The 11119-nt window shown below is 64.6% G+C and carries 7 protein-coding genes; 3 read left to right on the top strand and 4 right to left on the bottom strand.

Annotated features, from left to right (window positions below; translation table 11 throughout):
• Positions 1–101: 101 nt before the first annotated feature.
• Together BH683_RS11345 and BH683_RS11340 are read left to right on the top strand one after the other, a co-directional pair.
• The gene (locus BH683_RS11345; protein WP_084836375.1) at positions 102–3260 is read left to right on the top strand and encodes a multicopper oxidase domain-containing protein; all 3159 of its coding nucleotides are present in this window, start codon (positions 102–104) and stop codon (positions 3258–3260) included.
• A 56-nt stretch (positions 3261–3316) separates the two neighbouring features.
• A complete protein-coding gene (locus tag BH683_RS11340; RefSeq protein WP_084836374.1) occupies positions 3317–4069 on the top strand; it encodes a maleylpyruvate isomerase family mycothiol-dependent enzyme in 753 nt (250 codons plus the stop codon).
• Positions 4070–4072: 3 nt separating this feature from the next.
• Here the strand turns inward: BH683_RS11340 and BH683_RS11335 are convergent, their stop codons facing one another.
• The 4 genes from BH683_RS11335 to BH683_RS11320 all read right to left on the bottom strand — a co-directional run bounded on the left by BH683_RS11335 (position 4073) and on the right by BH683_RS11320 (position 10394).
• Complete coding sequence (locus BH683_RS11335) at positions 4073–5044, bottom strand: antibiotic biosynthesis monooxygenase (protein ID WP_084836446.1); 972 nt, start codon at positions 5042–5044, stop codon at positions 4073–4075.
• 34 nt (positions 5045–5078) lie between these two features.
• On the bottom strand, positions 5079–7811 hold the full coding sequence (locus tag BH683_RS11330) for a molybdopterin-dependent oxidoreductase (RefSeq protein WP_084836373.1): 2733 nt from the start codon (positions 7809–7811) through the stop codon (positions 5079–5081).
• Positions 7808–8632 (bottom strand): FAD binding domain-containing protein, encoded by an 825-nt coding sequence (locus BH683_RS11325; RefSeq protein WP_084836372.1) that lies wholly within the window; start codon positions 8630–8632, stop codon positions 7808–7810. Before BH683_RS11325 ends, BH683_RS11330 begins: the two co-directional genes overlap by 4 nt.
• 196 nt (positions 8633–8828) lie before the next feature.
• Positions 8829–10394: an AMP-binding protein gene (locus BH683_RS11320; protein ID WP_246833323.1), complete on the bottom strand. Its 1566-nt coding sequence runs from the start codon at positions 10392–10394 to the stop codon at positions 8829–8831.
• 161 nt (positions 10395–10555) lie between these two features.
• Between BH683_RS11320 and BH683_RS28665 the strand changes: the two genes are divergently transcribed.
• On the top strand, positions 10556–10957 hold the full coding sequence (locus tag BH683_RS28665; protein ID WP_084836370.1) for a hypothetical protein: 402 nt from the start codon (positions 10556–10558) through the stop codon (positions 10955–10957).
• The last annotated feature ends 162 nt before the right edge of the window (positions 10958–11119 follow it).

The following is an 11119-nucleotide window of genomic DNA, read 5'->3' as shown; positions in this document are numbered from 1 at the left end:
TTCGCTGCAGCGACTCCACCGGGGCGGCTCACGCGGAGACGCAGCCGGAGGCGGAGCTCGACCTATATCGATGTCCGGCATCGATGTGAGGGACGCAGAGCATGTTCGACAGTCGCGCAAAGCTCTCATCCGCCATGGCGATCGCCCTCACGACGGCGATTGTCATCGCCGCCTGCATGTCCGGGGGTTCCGATGACGACCTCGCCTACGCCGGTGCCAACCACGGCCCGGACGGTAGCCCCGTGGCATATACCGAACCTGTCAAGCTCTCGAGTGTGAACGGGGTACTCGAGGTACGTTTGTCCGCCCATCAGGGCACCGTCGCCCTCGACACCGCGTCGCGTCCGGTGTCGGACTTCCTCATCTTCGGATATGAGGTCATCGTGGGCACCGCGTCGAACGGCGAGACCACCGGCGACAACCTGTATCCCGCCCCGACCCTGCGCGTCGACCCCGGCGAGCGACTGATCGTCCACTACGACAACGACCTGCAGGGCCTGACGATCAGGGACTACTACGACCCGGCGTTCACGCCCAAGGGCGGTGAGGTCCCGATCTACCCTCCCGCGCTTGAATCATCGCCGCTGAATCTGCACACCCACGGACTCCATGTGAGCCCGGATGGCAACGCGGACAACGTGCTTCTCGACATTCCCGCGGGCCTGGGCAACACCTATGACTATGCGATTCCGGATGACATGCCCAACGGGATGTATTGGTATCACAGCCATCGTCACACCCTCACCGCCGCGCAGACCTACTCAGGTCTGGCGGGCCTGCTGGAGATCGGGCGGCCAGACGGGAACCTGCCCATCGTCACGGAGAAGAACATACCGATTCGCGATATGGCCTTGCAGTACAACTATGTCTTCGACCGCAGCGGTGACGGCGCGACACTCAATCATCCGGGCTGGCCGCAGTATCTGAGTACGCTCACCCCGCCCGACCCTGCGCAGCTCGCGGACGGCACCTATCGACCGGTCCTGGCGCCGACGAACTTTGCCGAGACGGCGAAGGGGTCGCAGTACTTCACCAACTGGTACTCCGGACCCCTGTCCCCCGACAATCATCGGGGCCAGAACCAGATGGTCCCGCAGAACCTGCAGACGTTCATCGGCGAGAAGACCACGATCCGAGCGAATCCGGACCTGCCCGACAACGAACGTGATGTCCAGTTCACCGTCAACGGACTGTTCCAGCCGAAGCTCGAACTCGAACCGGGCCAGACCGAGATCTGGGTGCTCGCGAACATCAGCGACTTCGCCTACATGCCACTGCGGCTCACGGAGACCGCCACCGGCAACCATCCGACGTTCGCCATCGTCGGCCAGGACGGAAATCCCTACACGAAGGTCGCGGGCCCCGTAGGCGGTGACGGCACTCGGCTCGTCGTCCCGCCCGCGTCCCGGTACGCCATCGCGGTCACGATGCCGGCGACGGGTGATCTCATCCTCGACATGCCACCGCTCGCCGGTGCCGAGCCGGTCTCCAATCCCGGTGTTCTCTATACCAACAACGGCACCGACAACCCACCCGCCGAACTCGGTACGGTCACCGTCGACCCACGGCACATCAGCTACGCCGACGGATTCTTCACCTTTCCCACCCAGAAGCTCATCCACGCCACACCGGGCGAGGGGCAGGGACAGACCACCGCCTTCGACCACGGGCAGCCACTGAACGCCTACACGTCCTTTGTCGACACCTCGGCGATGCCCGTGGACGTCAGCCGTGAACTCGTCGTGTCAGGCGGTTTCACGAACACGTTGGCCAGCGAGAACGATCCCAAGGCGTTCACGTATGCCTTCGACTCGAGCACATACCCCAACATCCCTCTGATCCAGCCACGACTGAACTCGGTCGAGGAATGGAAGATCACCAACCTCAACAACGACGAACATCCGATGCACATCCACGTCAACGACTTTCAGGTCACCGAGATGGTGGATCCGATCGCCGGGACCACCACCGGCGTACAGCCGTGGGGCGTCGACAACATCAACGTTCCGGCACCGGTGACCGACGACCAGGAAAACGCCCTGGTTCCGGCCTCTCTCACCCTGCGGTCCGAGTTCACCGAGTACATCGGGACATACGTGATCCACTGCCACCGCCTCAACCACGAGGACAACGGGTTGATGGCCACGGTCAATGTGATCCCCGAGGTGTCGAGTTATGCAGTGACAGTGCCTGGTTCACCCGGCAGGGCAGCTGCGGTACAGGTCCTCGACGGCACGGGAGACCGGCCCCTGGCAAACATCACTCCCTTTCCCGGGTTCGAGGGAACACCGACCGTGGCCATGGCAGACGTCGACGGCGACATGGTGCTCGACCTGCTGGCCGGCACCGGGCCCGGGGTCGCGCCGCAGGTCGTTGCGTACAGCGGTGCGGGTGGTGCACCCTTCCAGCAGGAGATCACCCGCTTTGCACCTTTCCCTGCCGACGTCCGCGGTGGGGTGAACGTCGCGGGCGCGGATATCGATGGAAATGCTCTGGCCGACAACATCATCGTCGGTACAGGACCCGGCACCGAATCGCAGGTGCGGATCTATTCGAGCGTGCTGCCTCCGTCCGGCACGGCACCTGATGAGTTCTCACGCTTCACGCCCTACCCGGGGTCGACGAGCGGGGTCACCGTCGCGACGGGGATGGTCGACGCCGTTTCCGGCCGGATGAGCATCGTGACGGCGCCGGGGCCCGGTGAGTCACCGCTGATCAAGACCTTCCGTTACGACCTCTACCAGCCGACGGCACGACACGAGCGCCCCGGTTCCAGACCGGACCCCGAACACGCGGTCAAGATAGGCGAACCGACGAAGACCTCAGAGTTTCTTGCCTTCGACGAGACCTACACCGGTGGAGTGTCATTGGCGACGGGATGGGTTGCAGGCGCAGAGGGTGGCGCACAGAGCATCGTCACCGGGATGGCCTCGGGCGAAGGCGTGGTGAACGTCTGGTCCAGTGGATCGCTGCTCGACGGTGGACCCGAGATGTACCTGCAGAATCCGGCCCATCACCACGACTCGGTGGCGTTCCGTCAGATCGCATCGTTCGCAGCCTTCCCCGGTTCGGGTGCCCGGCTCGCGACCACGAGCACCACCACGGGCGCTGACCTGCTGGTCGCCGGCCCGGGTGGCGAGGTACGCAAATATGCTCTTGGACGGCCCGATCCGGCCTCGACGACAGTGAGCCCACGGCTGCTCACGATACTGCCGCCATCGACACCCGGTACCGGAGCGCCGGCCTTGGCCGGCCGCTGACCTCCGTCGGCGATTTCCGGCACGGTCACGGCAGACCCGGGCGGTATCGTTCAGCCATGGACTACTCAGCTGCTCTCCTCGAACAGAACCGCTTACTCGGTGAGGTCTTCCGAGGCGCGGACCACGGCGCGCCCGTACCGACGTGTCCGGAGTGGACGATCCAGCAGCTCTTCCGCCACATCGGCCGAGGTGATCGCTGGGCCGCCCAGATCGTCGCCGAGAAGGCCGACGGCCCTCGAGACCCTCGGCAGGTGCCCGACGGTAAGCCGCCGGCGGACATCGATGGTGCGATCGAGTGGTACCACGGTGGCGTCCGGACACTGCTCGACGCGGTGGGGGCGACCGGTCCCGACACTCCGGTATGGACCTTCGTAGGACCCCGTCCCGCCTCCTGGTGGATCCGCCGTCGCCTGCACGAGACCACGGTCCATCGCGCAGACGCAGAGCTCGCGGTGGGACGCGATTACACGCTGTCGCCGGAACTGTCCGCTGACTGCATCTCCGAATGGTTCGAGATATTCGCAGCAGAGCCCGCCGGCCGACGGACTCCCCCACTCGACGACGGGTCCACTTTGCACCTGCACGCGGCCGAGAAGGATCTCGGTTCGGCAGGCGAATGGTTCATCCGTCGCGATGGCGATGCGCTCGGCGTCGAGCACTCTCACGCCAAGGCGACGACGGCCGTCCGCGGACGATCGGTCGATCTGCTGCTCGCGCTGACTCGGCGACGCCCGACCGATGACGCCGGGGTCGAGATCATCGGAGACCGTTCGGTCTGGGACACCTGGCTCGACCGCACCGGTTTCTGATCGCTAGGGCAGGCTCCAGAACACCGTGGTGCAGAGGAAGAACACCGCAACCCAGAAGACGTTGACGCCGGCGATGATCGCCCATCCCCAGCCGTTGGTCCATGACACCGTGCGGTCTTGTCTCGGCCACAGCCAGATCTTGAGGAGCTTGTTGACGTAGTAGGGCATCGTGAAATAGCTCATCACGAAGCTCGAGATCAAGTTGCCGATCAGCAGGCCCAGCCACAGCGGCATCTCCAGCGGCGACAGCGCAAGCGTCAGCAGCACGACGGTCGGGTACAGACCAACCCAAACCGCTATCGAGGTCTTGAAGTCCGACGGCGGTGGGGCCTCGTGTCCCTTGTCGTCGAAGGCGAACCAGCTGCCGAACGAGTTGTCGATGGTGCGGAGTTCGAAGTCGTCGAACTTCTTTCCCTCGTCGAGCAGAGCCGTGCGCTTCGGCGAGGTCAGCCAGGCATCGAGATCGGCGGCGGTGTCGTAGCGGTACAGCGCCGTCCACTCGTCCTGCAGACCCTCGATCGGGCGGAACAACTCGGTCCCACGAAAACCCGCGAACGAGGTCTCGGCCTCCCGAAGTCGCCCCTGCCACGCAAGGAAGTCTTCGACGTGTTCAGGTCTGACCCGATGGGTCACGACCACCGTCACCAGCGGGTCGGTGGGCCTCGACCCGCCGCTGATCACCTGCTGGGTGGCCGGTCCGTCGAAGTAGTCGCGGCCGAGATCGAGATGCTCCTGGCGGGTCGAACTGTTGATCCAGGCCTGCACATTGGAGATTGAATCGAAGCGGTAGACGACGACCCAGTCGGGCTGGACGTTGGTGGGCTGTGCCGTCTCGGCGGCGATGAAGCCGGGATACTGTGCGGCCGCGGCATTCATGTTGTCCTGCCAGATGGCGAATGCGGCCTCTGCACCCGGCCGAACCTTCTGGCCGATGATCACCGTCGCGGCGTTGTTGGTGGTCGTGTCGGCGCTCATCGCCATCTCCTACTGGTTGCGAAAGTTGAGTTCTTCAAGCGGTTGCCGCCGCTGAGACAACCGTCTTCTGGTGCTCGAGCAACGTGCTGAATATACGGTCCGGGGTGAGCGGAAGCTCACGAATGCGAACCCCCGTGGCGTCGAAGAGAGCGTTGGCCATTGCCCCGGCGACCGGGTTGATGCAGCACTCCGCCATACCTTTAGAACGCATCGGGCCCACCGAATCCTGGGACTCCACCAGGATCACCTCAGTGCGCGGCACGTCCGCATAGGTGGGGATCCGGTAGTTCCGCAGGTTCGGATTGATCATCGTCCCCGTGTGATCGACGTGGTGATCCTCGGTGAGAACGAAACCGAGGCCTTGCGCGACACCACCTTCGATCTGTCCGCGTACCTGTGCCGGGTTGATGACGACCCCCGGATCGGCGGCCTGGACGCTGTAGAGGACGCGGATCTCGCCGGTGATCCGGTTGACCGCGATCCGGAAGCCGTGCGTGTTCGAGGTGACGCTACGCGGCGATCCGTAGGCTTTACGCGCCTCGGTGAACCTGATCCCCCGGGCCTTGCCCGCCGCCACCACCTCGGCCAGCGTCAATCTCGTGTCACCGCACAGCACCCCGTCATCGTCCATCGAGCAGTCGGCCAGGGGCACCCCGGTATGCGACGCCGCAAACGCCAGGATCCTGCTCCGGAGTGCGTTCGACGCATTGAGAACTGCGTTTCCCGCCACGAAGAGCCCGGCGCTGGCAAAGGCACCTGTGTCGAAACCCGTCTTGTCGGTGTCTGATTGGATCAAGCGCACGCGAGACGGTGTGGTGCCGAGCTGATTCGCACAGATCTGCACATGTGCGGTCGATGTGCCCTCACCGAACTCCACGGTTCCGACGGCCAGCTCGTAGACGAGATCGTCACCGAGCGTCGCCCAGGCCTCGGAGATGTGTTCTGTCGGGGGCGCGGTCTCATGCACCGAGCTGGCGGTTCCGACGCCCACCGACCATTCGTCACCTGCGGGTCCTTCGATGGTGTTGCGCTTCAACGCCGCGTCCACCAGGTCGAGACAATCACCGAGCCCGTCTTCACTGAACATCACATCGTCGGGCCCGTCTTCGAGCGCGACCAGCGCGTCACCGGGGCGCACGATGTTGCGGCGGCGCAACTCGAGCGGATCCATGTGCAGTGCGACCGCCAACTCGTGCATGGCAGATTCGACCGCGAACGACGGCTGAGTCATGCCGTAGCCGCGCAGCGCGCCACTCGGAACGGTGTTCGTGTACACCGAGTACGCGTCGTATTTCTTGTTCGCACAGCGGTAGATCGCCACGGCCGCGCCGCCTGCGAACAAGGTCTCACCGCCATGGTTGCCATAAGCACCGGTGTTGGAGATGTTGTGCACCGAGAACGCCGTGAGGGTTCCATCCGCCTTGGCGCCGAGCTTGATGGTCAGGGTCATGGGATGCCGCGGTGAGGCGGTGGTGAACTCCTCGGTGCGGGTGAACTCGAGACTGACCGGTTTGCCGGTGTCGAGCGTCGCCAGTGACACCAGGTCCTCGACGATCACCTCCTGCTTGCCACCGAATCCGCCACCGACGCGCTTGCAGAAGACGCGGAGCTGGTCCGGCCGCAGATCGAACAGGTGCGAGAGTTTGATCTTGGCGATGGACGGTGATTGCGAACTGGTCCGGACGTTGAGCCGTCCGTCTTCCATCCACGCGACCGCACCGTGGGTCTCCAGATGCGCATGCTGCACGCGCGGCGAGGAATACGTGCCCTCGTGGATGACGTCGGCCTCGGCGAAACCCGCTTCGACGTCTCCGACGTGGCCGTGGATCTCGAGCAAGATGTTGTGCTCGGGATCCTGCACAAACGGGTCGTCCGAGCCGTGCAGCGCCGGGGCTCCGTCTTTCATCGCCTCGACGGGGTCGAACACCGCGGGCAGCGGCTCGTACTCGACGACAACTCGCCTGCAGCCTTCCTCTGCCGCCCCGATGGTGTCGGCGAGCACCGCCACCACCCGCTGACCGACGAACCTGACGACGTTGTCGAGCATGTAGGTGTCGTCGGGGTCGACGAGGTGATCGGTGTGGATCGCCGTCGTATAGAGCTTGCGGGGCACGTCCTCCCAGGTGTAGACCCGTTGCACCCCGGGGATCGCCAACGCTGCGGTTGTGTCGATGGACACGATGCGTGCATGCGCGTGCGGGGAATGCAGCAGTTTCAGATGGAGCATTCCGTCCATCTCGACATCCATCGTGTACTCGGCCCGCCCGGTCACGATGTCGAGGGCGGCCGGCGCACCTACGCTGGTGCCGACGGCGTGACCGGGCTTCGCCTCCTCGATTTCCGCGACCCCGTTCACCGCGTCTTCGATCGCGCGGTATCCGGTGCAACGGCACAGGTTGCCTTTGAGCGCCCGGGGCAGATCCTGCTTCTGCTCGTCGGTGAACGTCGCAGCGGTCATGATCATGCCTGCCGTGCAGAACCCACACTGGAATCCAGGTGCAGCACAGAAGTTCTTCTGCATCGGATGCAGAGCTTCAGGTGTGCCTAGCCCCTCGATCGTGGTGACCTCGTGCCCGTCTGCCCGGAACGCCGGGGTGATGCAACTGTGAACGGGATTGCCGTCGAGCCAGACCGTGCACGCCCCGCAATCGCCGCCGTCGCAACCCTTCTTGACGCCATGATGGCCCAATGAGCGCATGAAGGTACGCAGGCATTGCCCTGGATCGGGTTCCTCGGAGAAGGTCTTACCGTTCACCGTGTACGTCATGGGGTGCCGCCTGCCAGTTCGACGCGGATCTCTTCGGCGAAGTGCCTCGCCAGATGATGCCGATGGTCCGGCGTGCCGTTGGGGTCGTCGAACCAGACGTCTGCCGGTACCGCGTCGACGGCGTCGCGAAGGGTATCCGCATCGGGCATGGAATCGAAGGCCAACTGCACCGGATGCGTCGTTCCCGCCGTGAGGGTCAGCAGCAGATCGTCGCTGCCCGGCGTCTGCGTGGCGATCATGAAGATCGTCGAACGCCCCATCTTGGTCAGGGTGAACCGGCGATGGGTGTAGCGCTTGCGGAGCGCGGAGGCCGGAATGTCGATGCGGCGCAGGATCTCTCCCGGGGCAAGCACATTTCGGTTGTTCGCCGTCACGAAATCGACTGCGTCAACTGTCCGTTCGGTGCCGTCGGGTGACCACAGGGTATAGGTCGCCTCCAGTGCGACCGTCACCGTGGTCATCGGCCCCGCAGGCAGGGCCATCACGATGTTGCCACCGACCGTTGCGGAGTTCCACACCTTGAACGAGGCCAAGAACGCCTCACAACTGGTGCGCAGCAGCGGACCGACAGTCCAATCATCAGGAGTCACAAGCGCGTAGAGCTCGCGGATGGTGCAGGTGGCTCCGATCTGAAGGCCGTGCGGACCAGCGGTCAGCGAGTCCCATCCGAGGGCGGCGAGATCGATCAACCTGCGCAGATGGGGTTGCTCGTCGGAGAACAGCCAGGTACCCCCGGCCAGCCACGCGTCTCCGTCGCGCCAGTCGTGCCCCGGCCGGTCGGGCGGGTGCCGGACCACTTCCGTGATCGTGTTGATATCGATGGCGTCGTCTCCCTCGGCAGCTCATGCCACGGCGGCCGGCGGGCCGAACCCGATGTCTGGCGGCACTTCTACGAAGTGAGTCGAAGAGCTGAAAGGCGAAGTTCGTGGCGGGAGTAAATCTACGTGACCTGCGGCGCCACCGTGAGGTTTCAGACCGAAATCGCCCCGATCCGACCGCCCTGAACGGGTCGACGACTCAGCGCAGTCCCGATCGCAGGACGTTTTTCTGGATCTTCCCGGTCGATGTCTTCGGGAGTTCGGTGAACACGATCTCCTTCGGGACCTTGAAACGCGCGAGACGTGTTCTCGCGAAATCGATCAGCTCCTCCGCGCTCAGATCCCGACCCGCCCGGATCGTGACATAGCCGACCGGTACCTCACCCCAGCGTTCGTCGGGGCGTCCGACGACCGCCGATTCCACGACATCGGGATGGGCGTCGAGAACCCGCTCGACCTCGACGGAGGCTATGTTCTCCCCGCCGGAGATGATGACGTCTTTGCTGCGGTCTCGGAGTTCGACGTATCCGTCAGGGTGCATCACGGCCAGATCACCGGTCCGCAGATGCCCGTCGATCGTGGCTGCAGCGGTGGCATCCGGGTCCCGGTAGTAGCCGAGCATCACGTCATTTCCGCTGACCACCAACTCTCCCATGGTGTTTCCGTCGGCGGGCACATCGATGCCTTCAGGCGTCACCACCCGTGCCGGTCTGGCGACGATGTTGCCGATCCCTTGCCGGGCCTTGAGCACCGAGACCTCGTCCCGTTCCAGCTCATCCCACTCGGGTTGCCACTGGTTGACCATGATCGGCCCGAACGTCTCGGTCATCCCGTACAGGTGGGTGACCTCCATGCCCAGTCGAGACATCCGGGAGAGCAGCACGGGTGAAGGTGGAGCTCCCCCGGTACCCACGGCCACCGCGCGATCAAGTGGCGCCGCAGCCGAATCCTCGGCGATCATCGTCAGCACCGTCGGCGCCGCACTGAAGTGCGTGACACCGCTTTCGCGCAGCCGCCGCCAGATCTCGGCGGTGTCGATGGACCGTAGACAGACATGGGTGCCACCGGCGGCGGTGACCGCCCAGGTGAAACACCATCCGTCGCAATGGAACATCGGCAACGTCCACAGATACTTCGACGCAGGGTCGAGCCGGGAATGGTAAGCCATCGCCACGGCCTGCAGGTAGGCCCCACGGTGGTGATACATCACCCCTTTGGGCCGCCCGGTGGTCCCTGACGTGTAGTTGATCGCGAGGAGCCCGCGCTCATGAGGGTCCCGCAGCACCGGCCCCGGCGCATCCGCGAGCAGCTTCTCGTAATCACCGCCGGCTCCGGCGAGCACCAGGTCGATACCTGCGGCGTCCGCCACCGCAGCCGCGGTCTCGGCGAACTCTTCGGTCGCGAACAAGATCGTCGCCCCGCTGTGCTCGAGGATGTAGCTGATCTCCGGGACCGAGAGCCGGGTGTTCAACGGCACCAGGACCGACCCGTGCAGCGGGATCGCGCCGTGCAACTCGAGCATCACGTGACTGTTCGCACACAACGCCGCCACCCGGTCGCCGGCCCGGACGCCCGCCGCGCCCAGTACTCCGGTCAGCGCCAGTACGCGACGGTGGTGCTCTGCGTAGGTGAAGGAATGCTCGCCGTCGACGACGGCGATGCGGTCGGCGAAGGCCTTAGCGGCCCGGGTGAGGAAACCCGCAGGCGACAGCGGAGCAAACGTGAACTCGCCGGGCTCCGGGTCGACCATGTCGTTCGATGTCATATCTGTCCGCTTCCTGCTTTGCCCCGGCGCTCATGCTATTCGCCGAAACTTTTTCGAGGAATTCTCGGGCCCCGGGAACTTTGTGGGGACTGCGCCCCTCCTATCAACAACAACCCGGCCACAACAGCTTGCGGCCAATCCACAACAAACAAGGAGAAACCATGTCCGACAACACGATGCCCGAGATCTCTGAAGACGCCACCGTCCTCGACATACTCGACGTGGACGGCGACGGCACCGAAGAATCCGCACTCGTCGACATCGACGCCGACGGCACGGGCGACGTCATGGTCCAGGACTACGACCAGGACGGAGAAGCCGAATCGATCGCCTTCGACACCGACGGCGACAACCATTACGAGACCGCCATCTCCGACACCGACCAGAACGGAGAGGCGGACACCGTCTACTTCGATGAGAACGCAGACGGCACCCACGACATCGCTTTCGTCGATGACAACGAGGACGGCGAGATCGACAGCGCCTACGTCAACGACGGCACCGGCGAGTGGACCGAGATCGACCCCGCCAGCGTCGAGACCCCTGACACCAGCGCCCTGTAAGACGCCCGCTGTAAGCCCCCAGACCGTGTCGGCACCTCCCCCCGGGTGCCGGCGCGGTCTGGTTGTCGTCGGCAGCCGGGAAAACTCCTGCGAAACTTTTCACCGATTCCCGCGCACAGGCCGCGGAACCGGAGTGTGCTTGTCAGCAAGCTGCGTGCCACG

Origin of the sequence: Williamsia sp. 1138, assembly GCF_002095435.2 — a bacterium.
Lineage (GTDB): Bacteria > Actinomycetota > Actinomycetes > Mycobacteriales > Mycobacteriaceae > Williamsia.
This window is presented reverse-complemented; position numbering and strand designations above follow the sequence as displayed.

Coding starts and splice junctions, on each gene's coding strand:
- BH683_RS11335 (WP_084836446.1), bottom strand. CDS start 5,044: ATGAGCGCCGACACGACCACCAACAACGCCGCGACGGTGATCATCGGC.
- BH683_RS11340 (WP_084836374.1), top strand. CDS start 3,317: ATGGACTACTCAGCTGCTCTCCTCGAACAGAACCGCTTACTCGGTGAG.
- BH683_RS11330 (WP_084836373.1), bottom strand. CDS start 7,811: ATGACGTACACGGTGAACGGTAAGACCTTCTCCGAGGAACCCGATCCA.
- BH683_RS28665 (WP_084836370.1), top strand. CDS start 10,556: ATGTCCGACAACACGATGCCCGAGATCTCTGAAGACGCCACCGTCCTC.
- BH683_RS11345 (WP_084836375.1), top strand. CDS start 102: ATGTTCGACAGTCGCGCAAAGCTCTCATCCGCCATGGCGATCGCCCTC.
- BH683_RS11320 (WP_246833323.1), bottom strand. CDS start 10,394: ATGACATCGAACGACATGGTCGACCCGGAGCCCGGCGAGTTCACGTTT.